The sequence below is a fragment of the Bariatricus sp. SGI.161 genome (assembly GCF_050313695.1).
Taxonomy (GTDB): Bacteria; Bacillota; Clostridia; order Lachnospirales; family Lachnospiraceae; genus JAFBIX01.
On the sequence record NZ_JBNPLX010000021.1, the window covers coordinates 34,932 to 60,115 of the forward strand.

Genomic DNA, 25,184 nt, shown 5'->3' on the forward strand with positions numbered 1-25,184 from the left:
TTTCCTTCTTTTTCCCAACGCTATATTTTATACATTTTAAACTTTTTATAAGTATTTTTCAAGACACATTTCTATCTTATTTCCTGTGAAGATCTTGGAAATCTGCCACGCAAGTTCGGGCTTCTTGATTCAACGGATTTTTCACCATATAATCAAATAGAATATATTTTCCAAAACACGAAAAATATTCCAGGTGTGTCATCTTTCGCATCTGGTTTCTGTCATATGCCTGATAATTCACCAGGTATTTTCGTTTTTCCTCTTCATTTTCGTAAAACGTCCGCAATTCTTCCTTGCTTACTTTATATTCACCTGCAAATTCCGGTCTCGTCTTCGCATTTTCCCGCAAATAATAATCATAAGTCAAAAGTTCCCGGTAATATTGGACTTTCTTGGGATGATGATACAGAATATAACTCAACAGAATATCATACCTCGCACTTCTCTTATGCTGAACACTTCCATATCCTTTCTCTTCATAGTATTCCCACAATCGATCATACATTTCAAAAGAGGAAGTATATTCTTGTTCTAATGCTTCTATCGTATGTGTAAACTGTCTGCTGTTATAGTAGACCTCCACCATCTCTTCGATGCCTTTCAGCCGGATCACATCCTCGTAAGACAACCACTTTGTATAGAGCACCTCATAGGGCGGTCTGCTCTTATGCTCCAGCCCGTAAGCCTTCTGTTGTTCTTCCATATAAGAACCCTTCAGCACCTTCAAAAATCCCAGCTGTAACTGTTCCGGTTTCAATGCATAGACGTCATCAAAGGAATGGGCAAAGCTCCGGATATCTTCATACGGAAGTCCCGCGATCAGATCCAGGTGCTGGTGGATATTCCCCTTCTTCTGAATTCTTGCGACCACTTCGCTTACCTTGCCAAAATCCATCGTTCTGCGGATTGCCCGGATAGTCTCAGGATTGGTTGACTGCACCCCAATCTCAAGCTGCACCAACCCCGGACGCATACCTTCAAGAATCTTCAGCTCCTCTTCATTCAACAAGTCTGCCGCCACTTCAAAGTGAAAGTTCGTAATTCCATTATCATGCTCTGCAATATACTTCCAGATTGCGATCGCGTGATCATGCTTACAGTTAAATGTTCTGTCCACAAACTTGACCTGCGGCACCTTATGGTCAAGAAAGAACTGCAATTCCTGCTTCACCAGTTCCAGATTACGGAAGCGCAGACGCTTGTCCACAGAAGAGAGGCAGTAGCTGCAGGAAAACGGACATCCCCGGCTGGATTCATAATAGACAATCTTATGCTCAAAATCTTCTATGTGCTGATAGACGAACGGCACCTTGCTCAGATCCATCACTTCTCGCCATGGATTCTCAATGATTGTCACGTCCGCTCTGCGAAATGTGATTCCGGCAAGATTCTCCAGCTCTCCATCCGTATGCTTGCAGCATCGATACATCTTACACAGTTCGGCAAATGTCTCCTCGCCTTCTCCTTTCATGACTCCACGGACCATCGGCAGACGGCATAACACATCCTTCGCATCATAAGATACTTCCGGCCCACCAAGCCATATAGCAAGATCCGGCATCAGTTTGCCAAGTTCTCTTACTAATTCTTCAACCACATCCAGATTCCAGATATAGCAGGAAAAGCACAGCACATCCGGCCTGCGTTTATAGATGTCCATCAGAATATCTTCACTTCGCTGATTAATCGTATATTCTGCCAGCTCCACCCCTTCATCCTGAGAATATGCCTTCAGACTGTATACTGCCAGATTGGAGTGAATATATTTGGCATTAATTGCTGTTAATAATATCTTCATACTCATCACCTTAACTGATTATATACTTGCACATCATCCCCGGTCAATAGTAGAAGAACTCTTATGAATCTGGTATAACAAAAAGCGGCAATGCCGATGTATTCAATGACCCGGTAGCAGCAAAGAAGCAGAGAGATTATGCATTCTATGAACCTGCCTATGAATCATACCGCGATAACTTTAAGAAGCTTTATGATACGGGTGTTACCGTCTGCACAGGAAGCGATATGGTAATGTACGGCGCACCGGTACTTCCGGTTCAGCAGGAATTGACCCACATGGTCAAATACGGCATCACACCGGTACAGGCAATCCAGACTGCAACTGCCAATCCGGCAAAAGTATTAGGCCGGGAAGACGAACTTGGTATGATCAAAGAAGGACTCCTTGCAGATATCACAGTCGTAGACGGTGATCTGAGTCAGGATATCCAGTGCATCTTTAATACAAACACTGTATATCTGGGCGGCAAGAAAGTATACGAACAGGGAATCCGTTATGTATAAACCCAAGACAGCGACAAATCCGCTCAGTCCGGTTGACATTTCTGCAAAAATAATGTAAAATAAAGACTCGTGCAGCCGGGGTGTTAGCGGTACCTTGTACCTGCAATCCGCTATAGCAGGGGTATGGTGCGCAGAGGGCACATTTTTGCAGAGCTGCCCTTGATAAGTGGCGTAGATGCCTGGGTCTTACGCGACGGAAATCTGTGAACTGTGTCAGGTCGGGAACGAAGCAGCACTAAGCAGAATCTTCCGGGTGCCGTGAGGGTGCCTGAGCTGAGTTAACTGTCAAGGTAACGTCTGTGAAAATGCGTTCGAAGCGCATCGCACGAAAAAGAGAACAACAAAAGCACTTTGCAAGTCATCACTGCTTACAAAGTGCTTTTTTTAAACTTTTTTCTTCTTTGCTTCCCGCAATTCTTTGAAAAATGATTTCATCATCTGACTGCATTCTTCTCCCAGCACCCCTGTGGTAAGCTCCACTTGATGATTGAACTCTTCCATCTGCAGAAGATTCAATATGGATCCGGCACAGCCCGCCTTTGGATTCATGCATCCTACCACAACACGAGTCATTCTGGACTGCACGATCGCCCCCGAACACATCTGGCACGGTTCCAGAGTCACATACATTGTACACTCTTCCAGCCGCCAGTCATTCATCTTCTTACTCGCCTTCTTAATTGCAATCAATTCCGCATGAGCAAGCGTATTCTTATCGATCGTGCGTCGATTATATCCTCGCCCGATAATCTTATCCTGGTATACAATAACACATCCAATCGGCACTTCTCCTATGGCATATGCTTTTCTGGCCTGCTTGATGGCCTCTTTCATGTACTTTTCATCTACACTTGGCATGATCTTCTCCCCATACATATCTTATACAATAAACCTTTGATAGCTAAAATGCTCTTGGCCCTTTTACATAACGACACCAATAGCCAAATTGTTCCGATTCATCGCCCTCATCCTCCGTAAGCTCCAGATCAATCTCCTGGATCGGGATAAATTCAGCGAACCCAAATGCACTTGCCGCTTTTGCTTCCTGCGGATGGTAGATTCCCGGCACGCCAAGTCTTAATCCCTTTCCATCATCAATGAGAGCAAGATGATGGTAATTATAATATCCATGCAACAAGAAGCTGTTGTTAGCCAGTTTCCACTCACACCGCGGCAGTCTTGCCAGCTCATTGCGTTGAATCTTGGAGCATTGGAATCTGCACGAGGGACACTGTCCTTCTACATCCTGTTCTTCTTCCATCGGAATCTGTTCTGCCGTGATCATCTGCTCCCGCTGTTCATTTTGCTCCTCCACGGGCCGATGCATCTCTGGCTGATTACGCTCCTTTTGAATGACTGCTTCTTCCGGCGCACGCTCTTCCTCCTCGGCATCCTTCTCTCTTGCCATACGCTCCAGCTTTTCCACAATCGTGACTCGCTCCGGTTTCTGCTGCCATACCCGCATGCGGTCGACATCTACCGGCATATCATCCCAGACTGCGGCATACTTATGCCCATTTTCACTTTCCAGAATCATACCGTTGATCTTCATAAAATTCTCCGGTATGCCCACATCTTCTTTCGTATAATACAGCCTGTAATTAATGGCAGGGTTTACATTATCTACTGTTCCCTGCCATACACCTATACATTCGCCATTTTCCTCATAGAACAGATACAACTGAAGCTTTTTCTCACCCTTCATGTGCAGTCCCTTTCCATGAATATGTACCGCACACTCATCTTCACCCTGCTCTACCTTAATAAATCCTACATTTCGCAGTCTTCTTCCTTGTTCATATTCGTACAGATAACGAATAAAACGCTTCAATTTTCCACTTCCCATTCTGGTTCATTTATCACAATCTATTCCCCAGAATCGAAAAAAATTCCTTTCTTATACGATTGCCTTCAATTCCTGATATAATCTTTTGGCATAACTGTCCGTCATTCCACAGACATAGTCTGTCACCAGGAGAATTCGCAGATATAATCTCTCAATCTCCGACTTCCCTCGTGCATGGTAATGATATGCCTTTTTATAATTACTGGAGATAAATGAGACCATACGCTCATCAATGGAATCCAGCTTCTGTGTCTTATCATCATATTTTATAATTGCTGTCATGAACTTGTCCAATAAGAAATCCAGCATGGTCGCTTCGGTGACTTCCATGCGGTAAATAGGCTCCGAAGTAAATACTTCCCGGAAAGCCAGATCTCCCAACAGATCCATCAGTTTCTCTGCAAATGTCTGATAGAACAGATCATGCCCGTAAGTCCCTTGCATGATTGCCTGATAATTCGATGTAAATCCATAAGTAGCGCAGTTGATCACAAATCCCTGCACCCGGACAATCCAATTCTTGATCGCATATTCTTCTGGATTCTCCACATGCATTTCCTTCGCCCGAAGATATAGCTCCGTTAATTTATCCGCCGGCTGGAAGCCGCCGCCTCCTCCTCGAAAATACAATTCCTGAAGCTCTGTAAGTTCTTCTAATAATTTGTGATAACTTAAAAATCCTTTGACAAATGCGTCCTCTATATCTGCCGTCTTATAAGCAATATCATCTGCCGCTTCCAGAATAAACGTCAGCGGATGCCGCTTTCCATTCGTTCCCGTCTCTTTGGAAATGTCTTCAAAGATCTCCTGATCTGCAAAATAATATCCCATCTTCCGATCCTTGATATCTCCCGACTTCGGATTCATCTCCAGTGAAGATACCGGATATTTTATAATCGTACTCAACAAGGCATACGTCAGATTCATTCCATTCTCATCCACCAGGAAATGCAGCTTGCTTACCAGACGCAACGCCTGAGCATTTCCTTCAAAATGATAAAAATCTTCTCTCATCTGCGGCGTAAGGATGGTGTCAATCGGAGTTCCATGATACTCCATCACCGGCAGGTTTTTCTGAAACCATTCCCGGATGGTGTCCTCTCCGAAATGACCGAACGGCGGATTCCCAATATCATGAATCAACCCTGCGCATTGTAGGATACTACAGATATCTTCCTTCATTCTCGGTGTAAAACTAGGATCTTTCTTATATACCAATATATTTTCTCCAATATTCTGTCCCAGAGACTTGGCAAAAGACGATACTTCCAATGAATGGGTCAGCCTTGTCCGGATAAAATCGCTCTTATCCAGAGGGAACACCTGGGTCTTATCCTGCAGTCTGCGAAAAGATGCACTTCCGATGATACGATGATAATCCTTCTCGAACTCACTTCGCAGATCCGTATTCCTCACATATCGGTTCTTTCCCGAACCGCCTCTATTTCTCTTCGTTGACAATAACTGTTCCCAATTCACCCGTTCTCACACTTTCCTTCTATAAATACTGATTAATCCAGATAGATTGGCGGTTCATAATCCTTGCCAAGTAACACCTTCTTACGTTCCTGATAGCCAAGGAATGCCCACTCTGTCATATCTGTCCATTGATGAGTTGACCGGTCATAGACCTGTACATAACCGATACGCGATGGATGCATACGGACACTGTTGGACTCATACTCTCTGCCAGTGTACGGGTTAATCTCTCCCTTCTCCAGATCCTCTTCCTCATCCATATATTCTTCTGTATATTGCTCTTCTGTATATTGTTCTTCCGTATATTGCTCTTCTGTATATTGTTCTTCCGTATATTGTTCTTCTGCAGGCTGCTCTTCTGCAGATTCTTCTTCCGCTTCGTCAGATGGGTCTTCATGTGACTCTTCATGTGACTCTTCATGTGACTCTTCTGCAGAGATTTCTTCTGCGATTGCTTCTGGGATTGCGTCAGAGCTTTCTGCCATATCTTCAACTGGCTCCTCCTGCTCTTTCGTACGCTTTTTCTTACGTCTCATCAGATATGCTTTCCACCCATGCAGCTGCTCTTCCTCTTCTTTTTCTTCTGATTTCTTCTCTTCTTCCTGAGGCTTACGCTCACTTTCAATATCTTCGATTTCCTGTAGCAGTTCTTCCACCGATTCGCTTTGTGGCTCAACATATTCTTCCGCAAATGACTTCACAATCTCTTCAGATTCTCCTGCCATCTGCTCCTCTTGCGGTTCTTCATCATACTCATATGCATCCACTTCACCGATATATTCTTCTGGTTCTCCCACACCTTCTTCTGCAATCATAGCGTCCAGCTCCTCATGGATATCCACAAGCTCGCCGATGGTAATGTCCCTCTCATGAGTCTCTGCCTGCGGTTGAACAGGTACCTCTATCGAACCAGCATTATCAGCCTTGTCCGTCTGTACATTTTCTTCTATATTATTATTCGATTTTTCTGATGAAATATTATCGCCCAGAATACTTAATTGAAATGGGCATCCAAGAATCTCTGCGATCATACGCATATCCTGTTCCTGAAAATTATCTCGTCCCAGTCTCTGCGTCAGATTCTGACGAGACATCTTCTTCCCGGTACGTTTTTCAATCGTCTCAGCGAGTTCCTTGATCGTCATGCCCTTACGGCTTAAGATAATTTTGACTTGCTCCCCAAATGTTAAATCCAGCATTGCATTTCCTCCTTATTATATTAAAAATTATACTCCTGTAAACTTTTTTATTGCTTGATAAATCTAGCTTTTTCCCCCTTCTTATTCTAACAAATCAAAAAAATCCAGTCAACCGATGACACCTACAAAACAAATTTTTATGATTCTTTAAATTCATTTTCAATAAAAGAGGAGCACAAAATCATCCCCCATTTGATGATTTTGCACTCCTATATTATTAATGAAAGAACTTCCTTGATTACTCAGCTCTCTGCTCAACAGGAACTGTACATCCTTCTACTTCAATCGGATCACCTACTGTAAGATCTGGAACCTCTTCATCTGGGCATACATTTGTCCAAGCGAGTTCCAAAACTTTCTCAGGTGTCATATCATCTGCTGTAATAACACCAAGTCTGATATAGTCAGCAGCAATATTCTCAAGTGCCTGCTCTGTAATTGCATCAGAAAGTCCAAAGTACAATGAATTCCAGAACTCAAGCTGATCAGCTTCTTCACCTGTCATTTTGTCTGTATCATACATAATCTTTACAGCTTCTTCTGGATGAAGACGAGCATACTGTCCTGCACGTTTGATTGCCATTGTAACATATTTAGCATGAACCGGATTATCTTTAATGAAATCATTGTTCATAGCTGTTACACAACAAACCTCTCCTTCGAATCCATCAATTGGCGTGATAGAGCATACTTTACGCATCTTATCTTTGTAGTTTGCAATTACAAAATAATCAGAAAAGATTGCTGCATCAACTTCGCCGCTTTCCATAGCTGCTACTGTAGCTGCACTGTCTTCAATATTAGAATATTCTACTTCTGTTGTAGGGTCAATACCATCCCCATCCAGCATACGGTAGATAATGTTCTGGTCAGAATTACCAATACCATCATGAATAGCAATTGTCTTTCCAACGAGATCTTTTGACTCATTGATTTCACTGTCATTAAATACATATACTGATTTACATCCCATGTGTGAACCACATACGAATGTCATATTAACCCCGTTTGTAATCGGAACAAGCATTGTAGCAATGTGGTCTGTTCCCCACATACATTTACCTGTACCAACTGTATTAACTACAGAATCACCCTCTACGTATGTGGCATTGATTCCGTAATCCTGGTAATATCCCAGTTGCTCAGCCAAGTACTTAGCAGATACACATGCTCCACCATTGAAAAGATAGTTAATCTCTGTACCAAATACTGGCTCCTTCTGCATTGCTTCCCAGTCTTCTTCAGACACTAATTCTGGACGCTCCACCGGAGCATCTTCAGATGCTTCCTGCTCTTCTGATGTCTCCTCTTTCTGTGCACCCTGCTCACCACAAGCTGCAAGAGAGAATACCATACTTCCTACCAAAAGAGCAGCAAAAAGACGTTTCAGTTTCATCGATTTCATAACACTTTTCTCCTTTATTTTACTGTCATAGTTAAATCTATCTTAAATATCGGAGGTCGCGACTTTCTCCGATAATAAGACCCTTTTCATTACTTTGAAGCTCGTTCACCGGCATAGTGAAGTCTTCCAAGAATTTCATTACGATATTCTACAAATGCTTTGGAAGATCTATCCCTTGGATATGGTTCTTCGACCTTAATATCTGCAACTACACGCCCTGGATTTGCATCCAGAACAATCACTCTTGTCCCCATATAGATGGCCTCATCCACATCATGAGTAACCATGATCGCAAGCTGCTTATTCTCCGCCCACATACGAAGAATCTCATCCTGCATATTCATGCGTGTAAATGCATCCAACGCTCCTAAAGGCTCATCAAGAAGAAGGATATCTGGCTCATTGATCAACGATCTAACAAGCGCAACTCGTTGTGCCATACCACCGGACAATTGTCCCGGATAATCATCACGAAAATCTTCCAGTCCAATCACCTTAAGCATACGTTCAACTTTTTCATCATGTTTTTTTAATTTCCCCTGCATTTGGAGACTGAATCCAATATTTTTCTCTACTGTCAGCCATGGGAATAATGTTGGCTTCTGGAATACCATTCCCCTCTCTGGAGAAGGCTCTGTTATCTCTTTCCCATCTACTGTAAGTGTTCCGGTTGTCGGCTTGATCAGACCTGCTACCAATCTGAGAATTGTTGACTTTCCGCATCCGGAAGGACCAACCAAACTAATAAATTCTCCCCCTGCCATTGTAAGGCTGACATCTGACAACGCATGTGTCACGTCATCATTTTCCACTTTTGCAAAACTTTTTGATACTTTATCTAATTTTAATGTAATGTTATGCTCTGTCATTATTTCACCATTCCATTCTGCCATCTGAGTACACGGCGTTTAACCAGATCCAAGCCCTTCGTTACAATCGTAAAGATAAAACAGATTACAAACAACGCTGCAAACATCTTATCATAAGCTGCCCAGGATTTTGCCCATGTCATATACCATCCGAGACCGGCCTTAACCCCCATCATCTCAGCGATCATAATTGCTACACATGCTGAACTCATTGCCTGAGTACATCCCTGAAGAATAGAAGGCATTGCATGTGGAATTGCCACACGGAACACCAGTTGTCTTTCTGATGCCCCTAATGTTCTAGCCGCCTCAAAATAATCCTTATCCACATTCTGAATACCGGTCATCGATGCAACGGTTACCGCAAACCACGATCCAAGCCCGATTACAAAGACCGCACCTTTGAAAAGCGAAGTTGCTACTACCATAATAATAGGAATCCATGTAGATGTAGGAATCGGTCCTAAAAATTTAATTACAGGTGTTACCCAATAGCGGACTTTTTCCGAATAACCGCAAGTAATTCCAGTAATAAGGCCAAGAAATACACCAATAAAATACCCCAAAAACAAAAGTCTGAGCGTATGCAGTGTACATACCCCAATGTACGCCCGATCTTCCCATGCAATATTCAAAATAGCATTCATGCAAGGCACAAATGGCTGTGTTAAAATCCCTGTCTTCAATGTCAAATAGTCATACGCTGCAAGGAGTAAAAACAATGCTGAAAATAAAGGAGCTCTATAACGCGCCTTATCCAGCCACATTTTATTCCCTTTGATTTTTTTTATCATACAAATGAGTCCATAAATTGCATAAGCTGCCATAAACGCAACCAACACACCTACGTATGTATATGGATTTTTGTTTGGACTGTTATTAGGAATCTCCCAATACTCCCATATTGCAAATAACCCACAAAAAATCGGAAGAACAAGAATCAATCTATCCAACCATATCTGTAATGTTGATTTCTCTGCTTCTTCCAACTCACGCAATTGCTGTCTTGTCAACTTTTGCTCGCTACTATTCTCACTTTTATCATTTTCCTTCCATGTCATTGTCTTCTCTCCTGTTATTCTCTGTCGTTCCAACTTACGACTTCCTATACTATACTTTATAAGTTTAACAAAATAATAGGCATTTGAGAAATCAAAATTATTAATATAGCACATCATTTTATATGTTTTGTCTATATGCAAAAACAGTAATCTTATCTTTATAAGATTACTGTTTCCAACTCCTTTATGAATTTGTTTTGATTATCCCATGATTCATTGAATATATGGTATCCGCATAACTTAAATATTCCATCTCATGTGTACTGAGCAATACGGTTGTTCCAGACTCTGAGATCTCCCTCAACATTTTCATTACCAAATGTGAGTTTTCTGGATCAAGATTACTGGTAGGTTCATCGGCAAGAATAATATCCGGATTATTTATCATCGCCCTTACAATAGCTACTCTTCGAATTTCCCCACCAGATAGATTACTTGGATATTCCTTTGCCAGATCTGCCAATCCAATCTGATTCAACAAATCCATGGCTTTTTCTCGAAACACTTTCACATCGCACGATAAATAAGCCGGCATACAAATATTATCCAAAATATTAAAATTTCCAAGTAAACTTTGGCCCTGAAGAATATACCCCATATGTGCATTTCTAAATCTTGCAATCTGGTCATCCGAAAGGGATGTAATATCTGTATCGCATATCCGAATCAATCCTGATGTAGGTCTGATAAGTCCTGCGATCATATTAAATAATGTTGTTTTTCCACTTCCCGAATGACCAATCAAAACCGCAAATTCACCTGGTTTTACATGAAGATTCACCTGGTTCACTGCATCGAAATAATCTCGATTTCTTTTAAAATTTTTCGTGAGATTCTCTACGTGTATCATAATTCACTCTCCCTAATCAAACGGTAAGCCTCTCCTTTACTGATTCGATAAGAAGAATAAACCGCCGCAATAATCCCTGTTATGACTGCAATCGCAATACACGTTGCAACAATTGGAAGCATCACTTCCATACTGTTATCAAAATATGGAATTTCCATCTTCAAACTGATAATATCTTTAAAAATGGACACTCCATATGCTGCAAGCAACGATCCAAGTATTCCACCGACAAAACTGATAATCAACGCCTCTGCAGTAATAATTCCTGTAATTTGCCTTTTTCTGGCACCGAGTGTATAAAGAATTCCAAATTCATACTTTCTCTCATTAATCGTTATACTAAAAATACTGATTAACGCAAGCGCAGTAGCAATCACCAAAAGATTCGTCAGCATTCCTCCATATCCAGATAATTTTTTTACCTGTGCCGAGAGCCCACTCATCAAATCATCTGCCTCATATGCATTCATAGTATTTTCGCCCGAAAGGTTCCGAAAACTTCTCTTAATCTGTGTTATTTCTGATTCTTTCAGTGTATCATCTACATCCACAAGAATCATAGATATGCTGTTATCCAGTTCATCAATCGGAAGAACTTTTCTTGCAGCCTCTGATTCTTTGAGACGTGCTGCAGTTTCTCTTGTCATAAAAACCGAATTATCATATCCCATGCCAGTCTTTTCCAATTTCGCAGCAACCGTAAACTCTGTCTCATAAAAGAAAATACTATCTCCAGTTTCTGCCTGAAGCTTTGATCCCACAACTACCTCTCCATCCTCCAGATATAACTTATCCATACTTTCAAGCCATGGAGCAACTACAAAATCCGTCTCTGGATCAATTGCTATCAACTGTACTTCTTCCGAACAACAAGAGGCTGGAAGGGTTGCAATACATAACTGTGAAGTAACACGCTCCACTCCTCTTTCACCGCGCACCTTATCTTCTAATGTCTTATCAAAAAATACGGAACATGGTACTCCTGCAAATAATGCATCTCTGATATCATCTGTTCCTTCTTTTGGAACAACGATAATATCCGCTCCCATTTTATCTGTGGTATTCTTGATGCCCATTTCCAGATTATTCATCAACAATGTACTGACGAAAAATGTTGCTGACATCAGCACAACAAAAAAACACATAAAGAGCGTACGGAACTTTCTTGCCCGTAAGTTCCGCACAGCCATTTCAATAACATTTAGCTTCTTATCTGTACCCATTTTCTTACCCTAGTCTGCTTTCTTTGCATTAACACACATCCACAAACCAAGAAGTATTTCTACCGTTGCAAGCACCTTCGCGACTGGTGCTGTCACATGGCAAGCCATCTCTGGTTTCAGACAAATACCTATTCCAAACGCATCACTTAGCACTAAAAACACACATACTCCTAGCGCAATTGCCATCAAACCACTTGTGATATTCTGTTTGAAGCAGATAGCAATAATAGCATTTACAGCGAGCAAAATTCCAAGAAATACAAGTACAACTGCAGTATAATGACACTTCATAAATACCTGCTTACCACTTGCAAGTTCGAGCATTCCCGCACATACTGGTGTGATATACTTCACACAAACAACCAATGCTATGGCCGCCAAAAGCGACAAAAGTGCCGGAAGTCTTAAAGTTTTCTCTGTTTTTTCCATATCTAGTTTCCTCCTAAAGTGTTATGAATTCTATCTCATACTATAATTGTAATATGTCATTTCCATGTCTTTTTCTCATTTTCTCATGAATAATTTCTATATATAGCAGGGAATTATAAACAATATCTTTGTTCCTTTTCCCACTTCACTCGTTAGCCGAAAATCAATATCATGTCTTTTGGCAATGTTTTTCATAATAACAAGCCCTAACCCTGTTCCAGTTTTTTTCATATCAGATGTTCGATAGAATTTTTCGAAGATCATTTCCTGATCTTCTTTTGAAATGCCACATCCCTCATCTTGGACAGAAACAAAACACTCTCTTTCTTTTTCATAGACCTCAATCTGTATTTTGGTGTCATTCTTCGAATATTTCACTGCGTTCTCCAATACAATGATAAACATCTGCCTGATTCTTCCATAATCCCCATCAATCAGCCATTCCTCACCCTTTCGGCTATATTCAATTTCAATATTATGATCATTGGCTAAAAGCCGCACAGACCGAATGCTGTCTTCCAATGCCTCATATAGATTCATGGTATCTTTTTCAATAGGAAAATCCTCATTTTCAAGCCTTGACAATTCCAGCATATCATTGATTAATCTCTGCAAAGACACCGTTTCCGTCAAGATCTGATTCTGATAATCCAATACTTCCTCCGGGGCAACCATTCCATCTTTAATCGCTTCAAGTGAACTTCGGATTACTGCTACCGGAGTACGCAGCTCATGAGAAAGATTCGTTATATAATCTTTCTGCATTTTATTCATACGTTCACTTTTCCTTTGAGCAACATCAAGTTTTTCTGCCAGTATATCCGTCTCCTTCGCAAGAATACCAATTTCGTTATTATCATAAATCCCAACTTTTGCCTGATAATTACCATTTGCAAGTTCTTTTGTAACAAATCCAATCCGATGAATCGGTTTCATAAAACGTTTCACAAGAAATACAATCAAAAAGATGGATACCGTAATTGCCAAGAGCAAACAAAAAAGAAGCACTAACATCGGAACCACAAAATTATCCCACTCCATTTTAAATGTGTCCACCATAACAAGCGCGGATATCAATTCTCCTTCTTCAAAAACCGGCTCTGCTACATACAAAATACTTTTTCCGTTCTCGTTCTTTACTCTCTCCAAAATCGATTTTTCCGTCGAAAAAACCTGATTCGCATACATTTTCACCTTTGCTGATGCCTGCTTCTCACTATCTGAATTTTTCCCACAAGTAAAAGGTTCTCCGTCCTTTCGAATAACATATACTTCTGCCAGCGTAATATCATCCAGATATTTTAGATAAGCTCCTTTTCCCACTTGTCCATCCGTACAGCAGAATTCTTCCAGCTGCCTTTTGATGATCTCTGCTTTATCTACTAATTCCTCCTCATGATGCCCGATCAACTGATATTTTAATATTCCGTAATATCCTGTAAACACAACAACTGAGAAAAAAATCATTACTAAAAAGAAATAACCAAACAGCTTTTTTCCAATCTTATTCATTCGTATCCACTACCTCCAGTCGATATCCTATACCACGAACTGTCACAATCTTCCAGCCTTTACAATCATACTTTTCAACCTTTGCTCTCAGCCTTTTTATATGAGTATCCACATTTCTTAGATCTCCAAAATAATCATACCCCCAGACCGAGTCCAAAATCTGACTTCTGGAGAAAACCCGTCCAATGTTAGAAGTTAGAAGCCAGAGAATTTCAATTTCTTTTTTCGTCAGCATAATCTCTTCATCCCCGATATAGGCCTGAAATTTGTCCAGATTGACCCAGAGATTCCCCACATTCGCTGTATTGTCCTGTTTCATTTCTAAATTATTCACTCTTCTGAAGATTGCACGAATCCTAGCCATTACTTCCGACGGAGAAAATGGTTTGACAATGTAATCATCTGCACCAATATCCAGCCCCATAATCCGATCATAATCATCTCCCCTTGCCGTAATCATAATAATCGGAACCATAGACTGCTTACGTATCTGCTTACAAATCTCAAATCCATCCTTTCCCGGCATCATTACATCCAATAAAATCAAATCGTATTTTCTCTTTTGATACTCTTCAAGCGTATCTACGCCATCTGTAGCCGTATACACCTCATAACCTTCTTTCGTTGCATAACGATACAAAACCTCAATAATCTGAGTATTATCATCCGCAATTAGTATTCTCGCCATTGAACGTATCTCCTCTTTTCATCCCTTTATAATCTTTGGTAAAATACATCTTTTGAATTCAATACTAACATGCTGTCAAATCACTTACAATCCCATTTGAACAAATCCATCCTACATGATCCTCGGATTACATTCTTTTCATAATAATTATGCACAGCAATATCCATAATTATCTGTTTAACTTAATCAAGGAAATTTGATGGATTTATAACATATTTTCCAACAAAATTTTCTTTAGTTTTTTAATTTTTCTGTACATTTGTCATAAAATCTTAATTTTTCATAAAATTTCTATTTACAAAATTTTCCGGTTGTGTATAATAAGACACATCAAAAACAAAGGCGTTTTCCTTTCGGGGAAGGCGCCATTTTTGTTATGATGTATCCGAATGAATCTGTCATCGCAGGCGTTCAATTTCAGGCATTCATTGTAAGGTGACAGATTCAAAAAGGAATACGGAGTGAGATTAAGGAGGTAGGCTCTATGAAAAAATTGGAAATAATTATTCAGCCTGAAAAGCTGGAAGACCTGAAGACCATACTTGATGAAAGTAATGTAAACGGTCTGATGATCAGCAACGTAATGGGTTACGGTAATCAAAAAGGACACAAAAAAGTATACCGTGGTGCAGAATATAATGTAAACCTTCTGCCAAAAGTAAAAGTAGAGACCGTCATCGAACCAGATATTGCAGAGACATTAATTGAAAAGATTACATCTGAGATTCGTACCGGAACTTATGGTGATGGAAAGATATTTGTATATGAAGTGGAAGATGCAGTTCGTATCCGTACCGGTGAGCGTGGATCTGATGCTTTGTAAACTACATACAACCCAATACAACATGAATATACACTGCTATCGAAGGAGATAATCGCGATATTAAAAAAACGCTATTATCTCCTTTTTCATTCACGCAGAAGCTTAGGAGGTAATTTTATGGATTTAGCAACTTTAATAGAAAACGGCATGGATGTGGCGGAAGCATCTGGCCTGCTCATGAACATTATGTGGACCATGATTGGTGCAATTCTCGTATATTTTATGCAGGCTGGTTTTGCAATGTGTGAGGCCGGTTTTACCAGGGCCAAAAACACAGGTAACATTTTAATGAAAAATATGATGGACTTCGTTCTTGGAAGTTTACTCTTCTTCGTCTTCGGATTTGCTCTGATGCACGGAACTGACTGGAACGGTGTCGTTGGAATCAAGGGATTCTTTAATCCTACCACATTGGCAGATGCAGATGGAATGTTTAACGGACTTCCAATCGGAGTTTTCATCATCTTCCACACTGTATTCTGCGCAACAGCTGCAACCATCGTATCCGGTTCCATGGCTGAACGAACAAAATTCGCAGCTTACCTGGCATACAGTGCAGCCATCAGTATCTTCATCTATCCAGTATCCGGTCACTGGATCTGGGGCGGCGGTTTCTTATCAGAGTTAGGCTTTCATGATTTCGCCGGATCTACGGCAGTTCATATGGTCGGCGGTATCTGTGCTTTCGTTGGTGCCATGATCCTTGGACCTCGTATTGGAAAATACGGCAAAGATGGCAAAGCAAAAGCTATCCCGGGACACAACCTTCCAATTGCAGCACTTGGTGTATTCATCCTGTGGTTCTGCTGGTTCGGATTCAACTGTGGTTCCACAACCGCTGCAACAACAAGCCTTGGACATATCGCTATGACAACCAACCTTGCAGCCGCTGCAGCAACCTTACTCGCTATGATCGTAACCTGGATTCGCTATGGCAAGCCTGATGTATCTATGACATTCAACGGTTCTCTTGCCGGTCTCGTTGCAATCACTGCAGGATGTGACGTAGTAAGTGAATGGGAAGCAATCATCATTGGTATCATCGCTGGTATCGTGGTCGTATTCTCTGTAGAGATTATCGACCAGAAAGTAAAAGTCGATGACCCAGTTGGTGCCATCAGCGTTCACGGTGTCTGCGGCGCTCTTGGAACAATCCTTACCGGAGTATTTGGAGACGGATGTGATCTTGTAACACAGCTGATTGGTGTCGGCGCGACAGCATTGTATGTACTCGTAATGGCATTCATTGTATTCAAGTTAATCGACAAGACAATCGGACTTCGAGTTTCCCGCGAAGAGGAGATTGATGGTCTGGATGTACACGAACATGGCTCTTCTGCTTACGCAGACTTTAATTTTAGAATATAGTACGAAACGGGGACGGGGGTTTTTCAAAAACCCCCGTCCCTCTCGTCAATTTTCACAATTTCTCGATCGTAGGTCAGGATTCCATTTACTTCTTCTTCCACATCAGACAGCTGGGTGTAGATGGTTGCGGACAGCCCCCGTGGGATGTTGGGAAGTATTTCTTTTTTTATCAGTTCTCGATAACCTCTGTTCAATTCTTTCTTTGACGTATACACACGATATCCATAGACACTTTTGTACATACTATGTTCTGGAATCCGCCAGGAGAATCCTCCGAATTCCGTCAATGCTGTCGCTCTGGTCTCTGGATGTACTTTCAACGGGAAGAAATAATCGTGGATACTGTGAATATCACCGCCTCCCTGGTCGAACCATCCGCTGGCCTGGTCGATCAGCCTTGTATGGTCCATCTCTCTTGCAATATTCGTCACTGCATTGGCATGAAACTGCCCCCATCCTTCGTTGAAGATGACCCAGGTTACAATGGATGGATGGCTATACAGATGCTCAATGGTTCTTCGCATCTCTTCCACAAACTGACGCCGTCCGCGTTCATTTCTCCTTCCCAGCAGCCACAGATAGGAATCTTTCATTTTTATATGGAAGAATTCCATTGCGGTCGCCAGGTACGTCACATGCCAGGCCTTGTATGGATTCCCTCCATTGACCATATCCTGCCACACCAACATTCCCAGGCGGTCACAGTGATAGTACCACCGCTGCGGTTCAATCTTCAGATGCTTTCTGAGCATATTGAATCCCAGATCTTTCATTGTCTGAATATCGTAGATCATCGCCTCATCACAAGGCGGTGTATACAGCCCCTCCGGCCAATATCCCTGATCCAGTACCCCTTTTTGAAAATACGGCTGGTTATTCAAAAATATTCTTGGAATTCCTTTCGGATCTCTTGCCACACTAATCTTTCGCATGGCAGCGTAGCTTCGCACATGATCCAATCCCATCTGCACTTCTATATTATATAGAAATGGATCTTCCGGGCTCCAGGGATGTGCCTGCGACAGCGGAATCAGAATGTCTTCTCCCACCCCTTTGGTCACCTGAAGCGGCTGCATTTCCTCAGACGATACGGTAATCGTCACCTCTTCTGCCAATTCCTTTTGAGAAGCCGTCACCTTGACCTGCAAGGCATTCTGATCGTAAAGAGGTGTGACGATAATGTCCGTAATATATTGCTGCGGCACTTCTTCCATCCATACTGTCTGCCAGATTCCACTCTGCGCCGTATAAAACATACCTCCGCGCTTCAGCTTTTGTTTGCCCCTACTATAATAAGAAGCATCACTGTAATCTTGCACCATCACCAGCAACTCATTCGCTGTATCCGACAAAGCCTCCGTCACATCTACCGTAAAAGGCAGATATCCTCCCAGATGTCTTTTCAGAAGCTTTCCATTCACATACACGACCGCATACTGGTCTACCGCACCAAAATGCAACAGCCACCGTTTTCCTTCTGTCAGCTGCACTTGCCCGGGCAGTGCCCGATGATACCAGAGATATTCTGTCGGCTGCAGCTGTCGGTTCACTCCCGAAAGATCTGCTTCTGGAGAAAAAGGCACCAGAATTGTGCCATCATATACCTCTGGTTTGGTTCCTTCTCTGGTAATAGCATAGTCCCAACGCCCGTTCAGATTCACATAACTGTCTCGTTCCATCCGTGGCCTTGGATATTCCTCTAACACATGATTCTCATCTACTCGGTCTGCCCACCTTGTCCGAAGTCTTTTCATCACATCCACTCCTTACAATTCTAATAGATAAAGCTGCTTATCAATCTCTGGATCCGTGGTACAGACTGCAATCCCTGCATCCACATTGGCCCTATGATACTCTTGATAATAATATCTCTCCGGGAATTCTTCCGGCTGATCTTTTAGATAAGGGCTGTCATTCTCATCCCATCCAATCTCGAATGAACGTGTATCCAGCGCCATGCCCCGCCGAGTTGCTTTCAGAAAGCTCTCCTTCAACACCCAATACCGGAAGAATCGTCGTGTCCGTTCCGGCTCCTCAATCTGCATCAGGTGCTCATATTCCGCCTGACAGAAGAACCTCCTTGCCACCGCTTCCCGCAAGTCCTTGACCACTTCCAGGTCACACCCTACTTTGGCTCCTTGCGTATCACTGAACGCACACAGCACATAATTTCCCGAATGAGAGAGATTATAGACAACCTCATCGAGTAAACCATACCGTTCTTTTACCCGCATCCACAGACTCCACGCTCCTACACTTTGTGCCCGGTCAATCAGATGATGATGCCTGTCAGCCTTCTCCTTACGCCATTCGGGAAGTTCTCGATAATATGCCTGATATGTTTCTTCTATTAATAATGGGGTGATATCTGCCATCCAGACTCTTACCATAATTGCCTCCTGCACTTTTGACGATCTTATAGGAATTCTATTTCTACTATTATATATGTAGTGTACCACAGATTATAAAATATTTTCCAAAAAAGTGTTGACATTCAAATATTCATGCGTTAGTATAACATTAGTTTTTCGCACTTTAAACAGCTAAAGTTTTACAGTGTGAATATTTAGACAATCTGACAAGTATTGAAATATATGGAGGAGTACTATGATTATTGTATTAAAACCACGCGCGACGAAGGATGACTTGTCCCGTGTCGAGCAATTGATCAAGAGGAAGGGTCTGGACACTCATGTTGTGGAAGGTGCCGAGATGACTATCATCGGATGTATCGGAGACACAACGCAGGTTGACCCGAAACTCTTTGAAGTAGACAAGGCTGTCGATAAGGTTATGCACGTTCAAGAGCCTTACAAACTGGCGAACCGTGCATTCCATCCAGAAGACTCCATCGTAGATGTATCTGGTGTTAAGGTCGGCGGCGGTCATCTGGCATTGATTGCCGGTCCTTGCTCTGTCGAATCTGTTGACCAGGTTCTGGAGATTGCAAAGGCCGCCAAAGCTTCCGGTGCTAATTTATTAAGAGGCGGTGCTTTCAAACCGAGAACCAGCCCTTATTCTTTCCAGGGCCTTGGACTGGAAGGTCTGGACATCTTATGTGAAGCCAAAGCTGCAACTGGTCTTCCAATCGTAACAGAACTGATGTCCCCACAATATCTGGATGTTTTCAACGAAAAAGTCGATCTGATCCAGATTGGTGCCCGCAACATGCAGAACTTCGATCTCTTAAAGCAGTTAGGACAGCTTGACCGTCCGATTCTCTTAAAGAGAGGTCTCAACGCGACCTATGAAGAATGGATCATGTCCGCAGAATATATCATGGCTGCCGGTAATGAAAATGTCATCCTCTGCGAACGCGGAATCCGTACTTTTGAAACTTACACCAGAAATACTCTGGATCTCCAGAGCATTCCGGTGCTCCGCAGACTGACACATCTCCCTGTTGTCGTAGACCCAAGCCACGCCGGCGGTAAATGGTGGCTTGTAGAACCAATGGCAAAGGCTGCGATCGCTGCAGGCGCAGACGGACTCATGGTAGAAGTCCACAATGACCCAGAATGTGCGCTGTGTGATGGTGCGCAGTCATTAAAACCCGCCAAATACGATACCCTTATCAAAGAAGTTTCCCAGATTGCCAAAGTGATCGGGAAGCAGATGTCATAATCAGGAGTAACCTATGAAGTTAACCGTGAATCTGGGAAAAAACAGCTATCCCATCTATATTGAAAATAACATCCTGTCCCAGGCCGCTTCTTATATCGCTGACGTGTTCTCTGGCAAACGAATCATAATCATCTCAGATGATCATGTATTTCCTCTCTATGGCGAGAAACTCATTGCCGGACTATCAGACAGTTACGAATGCCACCATGTTGTACTTCCTCACGGAGAAGCCACAAAAGATTTCCAGACACTCCCCGGCGTCTACAGTGCTATGCTTAACGCCAAGATCTCCCGGAGTGATCTGGTCATCGCACTTGGCGGCGGCGTCATTGGTGATCTGGCTGGTTTTGCCGCATCCAGTTACCTGCGCGGTGTCAAGTTGGTACAGATTCCAACATCACTTCTCGCACAGGTAGATTCTTCCGTCGGCGGCAAGGTCGCTGTCGACCTTCCACAAGGAAAGAATCTGGTTGGTGCATTCTATCAACCAGCACTGGTACTCATCGATCCGTTGGTACTGAACACATTGGAGGAACGATTTATCAGCGATGGCATGGGAGAAGTCATCAAATACGGCTGTATCAAAGATGCACAATTATTCCACACCTTGGAATCGCACAGTTCTTTTGATGATCTGAAAGAAGAACTGCCTGCCATCATTCAACGATGCGTAGATATCAAACGCGTGGTTGTAGAACACGATCAATTCGACACTGGCGAGCGTATGCTCCTGAACTTCGGACATACGCTCGGACATACCATCGAACAACATTTTAACTATGGAAGAGAAAGCCATGGAGAGGCCGTGTCCATCGGCATGTACCAGCTCACGCTGCTGACCGAAGCCCAGGGCCTGACCGTCTCCGGAACCGCTGATCGCATACGAAAAGTATTGGATATATATGGTCTGCCTCATGCGTGCAATCTGCCGCTTCGAGATCTGACCGCAGCAATTGCTCTTGACAAGAAAAATCTGAACAACAAGTTAAATATTATCCTGTTGCATGATATCGGCTCCAGTTATATACACCCTGCAACCATTGAATTTTTTAACCAATATGACCAAAACATATAATATGGAGGAATCATCATGAAATTAGAAGGAAAAATCGCCATCATAACCGGCGCCGGAAAGGGAATCGGACGTGAAGCCGCACTGGCTGTCGCCGCTGAAGGTGCCACCGTCGTTGCTGTCGCGAGAACACAGGCAGACCTGGATGAGACAGTAAGGCAGATTGAAGACAACGGTGGAAAGGCAATCTCTTTGTCCCACGACCTTACTGTAGAAGCTGAAGTCCAGGCCATGGTAGATACTGTAGTAGAAAAATACGGAAGGATCGACATTCTGGTCAATAATGCCGGCGGATATCCAAAGGAAATCTATAAGAACATTGAGCATCAGGCAATCAAACTCTGGGAGTGGTCCGAAGAACAATGGGATCAGATCATCAAGACCAACATCAAGATTCCATTCTTCTGCTTCAAGCATGTTCTGCCAGTAATGATAAAGCAGGGCAGCGGACGAGTTGTCAGCGTTTCTTCCAGAATGGGAAGAATTGCCTCTCAGATGGGTGCTTATTCTGTCGCCAAAGGTGCCATCGTCACCATGACCAAGACAGCCGCTATCCAGACCAAGGAATACGGCATTCAAGTCAATGCAGTGGCACCGGCAATCGTCGATACTCCGGGACAGCGCGTATATAATCACTCCGTCGGACAGGATGATGCGGTTATGGGAAGCGCCACAGATGTAGCCAACGCCATCGTCTACTTACTGACCGATGCACCTCTGGTCATGACCGGACAATGTATCGATCTATATACAACAGTATAAGAACAGTATAAAATGCAAAAATCGTCGCCTTCGAAAGCGACGATTTTTTATGTCAGATATACATAGTTACATATAAGCAATAAAATAGGACTGCATGTTTGGGAGGAGTGCAGCCCTGAGGAAAAAGTTATGAAAAAGAATTTAAGTGTTGTTCCTTAGAACAATTATAGTATACCCAGAATCTGTGATAAAAATGTGATAAAAATGCAAACTAATTGTTAACATTTTGCGACGCAAATATGAAACAAGAGCTAAATATGTGCAAAAAGGTACAGGGCATTTTACAAAAGGGGACGTAGTATTTTGCAAAAATACTACGTCCCCTTTTACGTCCCCTTTTTACCTTTTTATAAATCTTCACATGCTTTCCGCTCGATATCTAATCCTTTTTTGTATCTTTCCATGAATACTTCGTATCCTGTCACGCCTTCTGGGTCTGGATCGATTCTTGAGCCTGCATCTTCGCCGAATACTTTATGATTCAGATAATCGCCCAATGCTTCGCCTTCTTCTTTTTGTACCATGTATGCCGCAAGGATTGCCATTCCCCAGGGACCGCCTTCTCCTGCAGTCTCCATGACTACGACTGGTGTATTGATAGCGTCTGCCAGGACTTTCTGTCCTACGCCTTTGGTCTTGAACAGTCCGCCGTGTCCCAAGACGGTATCAATCTCTACGCCTTCTTCTTTGGTGAGGATATCCATTCCGACTTTAATGACGCCCAGCGCTGTATACAGATGGGACCGCATAAAGTTCGCAAGGGTGAACTTGCTCTCCGGGGTTCTTACTACCATCGGTCTTCCTTTTTCAACCGCTGTAATTGGCTCTCCTGCATAATTTCCGTAAGAGAGGATTCCTCCACAGTCAACATCGCCTTCCAGCGCTTTGTTATAAAGGGTACCATACATCTTATCCATGCCTACATCTGCACCGATGCTGTCTGCAAATTCTTTGAAAAGGCCTACCCAGGCGTTCAGGTCAGTGGTTCCGTTATTGGAGTGTACCATCGCCACAAGGCTTCCGTCTGGTGTCGTAACCATGTCAATCTCTGTGTGCAGGTTTTTCAATGGCTTCTCCAGTACTACCATAGAGAAGAAGGATGTTCCTGCAGAAATGTTGCTGGTGCGCTTGGCAACGCTGTTGGTCGCTACCATTCCGGTTCCTGCATCTCCTTCTGGTGCACACAGCAAAATGCCCGCTTCCAGATTGCCAGATTCATCCAGAAGTCTTGCTCCCTCTTCCGTCAGGACGCCGGCTGCCTCTCCTGCCACCAGTACTTTTGGCAGAATCTCTCGAATCTTCCACGGATAATTCTTATCTGCCACGAGCTGATCGAACTTCTGAATCATCTCTTCGTCATAATCTCTGGTTGCCATATCAATCGGGAACATACCGGAAGCATCGCCAACTCCCAGCACTTTCTCTCCCGTCATCTTCCAGTGAATGTATCCTGCAAGTGTCGTCATATAGGTAATATCCTTTACATGTTCTGCATCATCCAGGATTGCCTGATACAGATGTGCGATACTCCATCTCAGAGGAATATTATACTGGAACAGATCAATCAGAACCTCAGCCGCTGCACCTGTATTACTATTTCTCCAGGTTGCAAATGGCGCCAGAAGATTTCCTTCCTTATCAAATGCCATATATCCGTGCATCATCGCGCTGAAGCCGATTGCTCCAAGCTTCTTAATCACAACTCCATATTCTTGCTGCACATTCTCTGCCAGATCTCTGTAGCTATCTCTCAAACCTGTCCAGATATCATCGAGCGTATACGTCCAGATACCATTTTCGAAACGATTTTCCCAACTGTGACTTCCAGATGCGATTGGATTGTGATTCTCATCGATCAATACGGACTTAATCCTCGTAGAGCCAAATTCAATTCCAAGAAATGCTCTTCCGCTCTCGATCAATTGCTTTACATCACTCATGTTCATTAGCCTCCTCTTATTTTTATTTTCCCGGCTGCCCGTAATAAGCATTCGCGCCGTGTTTTCTATAATAGTGCTTATCCTGCAGTTCCTGCGGCGCAGGCTGATTCTGTGGATTGATCATCTCACAGCGTGCCGCCATCTTCGCCACTTCTTCCAGAACTACTGCATTATGTACTGCCTCATGGGCATCCTTTCCCCAGGTAAATGGTCCATGGTTCTTGCACAATACCGCCGGTGTCGCAGCGTAATCCAGTCCATTTTTCTCAAATTCATCTGCAATCAGGATTCCCGTATTCTTCTCGTATGCTTCTTCAATCTCCTCTTTTGTCAGATTTCTCACACAAGGGACCTCCCCATAGAGGTAATCCGCATGAGTTGTCCCATAACATGGAATTCCTCTTCCGGCTTGTGCCCAGCTCGTTGCCCAGGAAGAATGAGTATGTACGATTCCCCCTACGTTCGGGAAGCGATTGTAAAGAACAACATGGGTATCAGTATCGGAAGACGGATGATATCTTCCTTCTACTTTATTGCCATTTAGATCCACAACCACCATATCTTCCGGTGTCAGCTTCTCATATTCTACTCCACTCGGCTTAATGACGAACAAGCCACTCTCTCGGTCAATACCGCTTACATTTCCCCAGGTAAATGTTACCAGATTGTATTTGGGGAGAAGCATATTCGCTTCATATACTTCTTGTTTTAATTTTTCAAGCATCTTTTC

23 protein-coding genes and 1 other RNA gene are annotated in these 25,184 nt (G+C 42.8%); 7 read left to right on the top strand and 17 right to left on the bottom strand.

Annotated elements, in window-relative coordinates; translation table 11 throughout:
* Positions 1-76: 76 nt before the first annotated feature.
* On the bottom strand, positions 77-1,798 hold the full coding sequence (locus tag ACQRBH_RS12410) for a B12-binding domain-containing radical SAM protein (protein WP_427761916.1): 1,722 nt from the start codon (positions 1,796-1,798) through the stop codon (positions 77-79).
* A gap of 74 nt (positions 1,799-1,872) precedes the next feature.
* Here ACQRBH_RS12410 and ACQRBH_RS12415 point away from each other — a divergent pair, with 74 nt between their 5' ends.
* Positions 1,873-2,304 carry an amidohydrolase family protein gene (locus ACQRBH_RS12415; RefSeq protein WP_427761947.1) on the top strand — a complete coding sequence of 144 codons (432 nt, stop codon included), beginning with the start codon at positions 1,873-1,875 and terminating at the stop codon, positions 2,302-2,304.
* Between the two features lie 67 nt (positions 2,305-2,371).
* Positions 2,372-2,633: signal recognition particle sRNA large type (ffs, locus tag ACQRBH_RS12420), an RNA gene on the top strand.
* A gap of 55 nt (positions 2,634-2,688) precedes the next feature.
* Here the strand turns inward: ffs and tadA are convergent.
* The 12 genes from tadA to ACQRBH_RS12480 form a co-directional block, all read right to left on the bottom strand.
* Entirely contained in the window at positions 2,689-3,162 is a 474-nt protein-coding gene (tadA, locus tag ACQRBH_RS12425; protein WP_347375650.1) for a tRNA adenosine(34) deaminase TadA, read from the bottom strand.
* A gap of 43 nt (positions 3,163-3,205) precedes the next feature.
* The gene (locus tag ACQRBH_RS12430; protein WP_427761917.1) at positions 3,206-4,135 is read right to left on the bottom strand and encodes a DUF6128 domain-containing protein; all 930 of its coding nucleotides are present in this window, start codon (positions 4,133-4,135) and stop codon (positions 3,206-3,208) included.
* Positions 4,136-4,201: 66 nt separating this feature from the next.
* Complete coding sequence (locus ACQRBH_RS12435) at positions 4,202-5,629, bottom strand: deoxyguanosinetriphosphate triphosphohydrolase (RefSeq protein WP_347375648.1); 1,428 nt, start codon at positions 5,627-5,629, stop codon at positions 4,202-4,204.
* Between the two features lie 32 nt (positions 5,630-5,661).
* Positions 5,662-6,828: a hypothetical protein gene (locus tag ACQRBH_RS12440; protein ID WP_427761919.1), complete on the bottom strand. Its 1,167-nt coding sequence runs from the start codon at positions 6,826-6,828 to the stop codon at positions 5,662-5,664.
* 238 nt (positions 6,829-7,066) lie between these two features.
* Entirely contained in the window at positions 7,067-8,233 is a 1,167-nt protein-coding gene (locus ACQRBH_RS12445; protein WP_427761921.1) for an ABC transporter substrate-binding protein, read from the bottom strand.
* Between the two features lie 89 nt (positions 8,234-8,322).
* A complete protein-coding gene (locus ACQRBH_RS12450) occupies positions 8,323-9,102 on the bottom strand; it encodes an ABC transporter ATP-binding protein (protein ID WP_427761922.1) in 780 nt (259 codons plus the stop codon).
* Positions 9,102-10,163 carry an ABC transporter permease gene (locus ACQRBH_RS12455; RefSeq protein WP_427761948.1) on the bottom strand — a complete coding sequence of 354 codons (1,062 nt, stop codon included), beginning with the start codon at positions 10,161-10,163 and terminating at the stop codon, positions 9,102-9,104. Before ACQRBH_RS12455 ends, ACQRBH_RS12450 begins: the two co-directional genes overlap by 1 nt.
* Positions 10,164-10,347: 184 nt before the next feature.
* Entirely contained in the window at positions 10,348-11,013 is a 666-nt protein-coding gene (locus ACQRBH_RS12460) for an ABC transporter ATP-binding protein (RefSeq protein ID WP_427743058.1), read from the bottom strand.
* Positions 11,010-12,236 (bottom strand): ABC transporter permease, encoded by a 1,227-nt coding sequence (locus ACQRBH_RS12465; RefSeq protein WP_427743059.1) that lies wholly within the window; start codon positions 12,234-12,236, stop codon positions 11,010-11,012. The genes ACQRBH_RS12460 and ACQRBH_RS12465 overlap by 4 nt, the downstream gene beginning before the upstream one ends.
* 9 nt (positions 12,237-12,245) lie before the next feature.
* Positions 12,246-12,665 (bottom strand): DUF4418 family protein, encoded by a 420-nt coding sequence (locus tag ACQRBH_RS12470; protein ID WP_427761923.1) that lies wholly within the window; start codon positions 12,663-12,665, stop codon positions 12,246-12,248.
* 96 nt (positions 12,666-12,761) lie between these two features.
* Entirely contained in the window at positions 12,762-14,177 is a 1,416-nt protein-coding gene (locus ACQRBH_RS12475; protein ID WP_427761924.1) for a sensor histidine kinase, read from the bottom strand.
* Positions 14,170-14,865 (bottom strand): response regulator transcription factor, encoded by a 696-nt coding sequence (locus tag ACQRBH_RS12480; RefSeq protein WP_427761926.1) that lies wholly within the window; start codon positions 14,863-14,865, stop codon positions 14,170-14,172. The genes ACQRBH_RS12475 and ACQRBH_RS12480 overlap by 8 nt, the downstream gene beginning before the upstream one ends.
* A 484-nt stretch (positions 14,866-15,349) precedes the next feature.
* Between ACQRBH_RS12480 and ACQRBH_RS12485 the strand changes: the two genes are divergently transcribed.
* Entirely contained in the window at positions 15,350-15,688 is a 339-nt protein-coding gene (locus ACQRBH_RS12485) for a P-II family nitrogen regulator (protein WP_235232455.1), read from the top strand.
* A 117-nt stretch (positions 15,689-15,805) separates the two neighbouring features.
* Positions 15,806-17,056, top strand: a complete 1,251-nt coding sequence (locus ACQRBH_RS12490; protein WP_427761927.1) for an ammonium transporter — start codon at positions 15,806-15,808, stop codon at positions 17,054-17,056.
* A gap of 23 nt (positions 17,057-17,079) precedes the next feature.
* Here the strand turns inward: ACQRBH_RS12490 and ACQRBH_RS12495 are convergent, their stop codons facing one another.
* Positions 17,080-18,810: a glycoside hydrolase family 2 protein gene (locus ACQRBH_RS12495; protein ID WP_427761929.1), complete on the bottom strand. Its 1,731-nt coding sequence runs from the start codon at positions 18,808-18,810 to the stop codon at positions 17,080-17,082.
* A gap of 12 nt (positions 18,811-18,822) precedes the next feature.
* Positions 18,823-19,446, bottom strand: coding sequence for a 4'-phosphopantetheinyl transferase family protein (locus tag ACQRBH_RS12500; protein WP_427761930.1), 624 nt, complete (start codon positions 19,444-19,446; stop codon positions 18,823-18,825).
* A gap of 217 nt (positions 19,447-19,663) precedes the next feature.
* Between ACQRBH_RS12500 and aroF the strand changes: the two genes are divergently transcribed.
* The 3 genes from aroF to ACQRBH_RS12515 are packed head-to-tail and all read left to right on the top strand — an operon-like array spanning position 19,664 to position 22,514.
* Positions 19,664-20,680: a 3-deoxy-7-phosphoheptulonate synthase gene (gene aroF / locus ACQRBH_RS12505; RefSeq protein ID WP_235232459.1), complete on the top strand. Its 1,017-nt coding sequence runs from the start codon at positions 19,664-19,666 to the stop codon at positions 20,678-20,680.
* 13 nt (positions 20,681-20,693) lie between these two features.
* On the top strand, positions 20,694-21,755 hold the full coding sequence (gene aroB / locus ACQRBH_RS12510; RefSeq protein ID WP_427761933.1) for a 3-dehydroquinate synthase: 1,062 nt from the start codon (positions 20,694-20,696) through the stop codon (positions 21,753-21,755).
* 15 nt (positions 21,756-21,770) lie between these two features.
* Complete coding sequence (locus ACQRBH_RS12515; protein ID WP_427761935.1) at positions 21,771-22,514, top strand: SDR family NAD(P)-dependent oxidoreductase; 744 nt, start codon at positions 21,771-21,773, stop codon at positions 22,512-22,514.
* 347 nt (positions 22,515-22,861) lie between these two features.
* Here ACQRBH_RS12515 and ACQRBH_RS12520 read toward each other — a convergent pair whose 3' ends face one another.
* Complete coding sequence (locus ACQRBH_RS12520) at positions 22,862-24,454, bottom strand: xylulokinase (protein WP_427761937.1); 1,593 nt, start codon at positions 24,452-24,454, stop codon at positions 22,862-22,864.
* 22 nt (positions 24,455-24,476) lie between these two features.
* Positions 24,477-25,178, bottom strand: a complete 702-nt coding sequence (locus ACQRBH_RS12525; RefSeq protein ID WP_427743069.1) for an L-ribulose-5-phosphate 4-epimerase — start codon at positions 25,176-25,178, stop codon at positions 24,477-24,479.
* Positions 25,179-25,184: the final 6 nt, after the last annotated feature.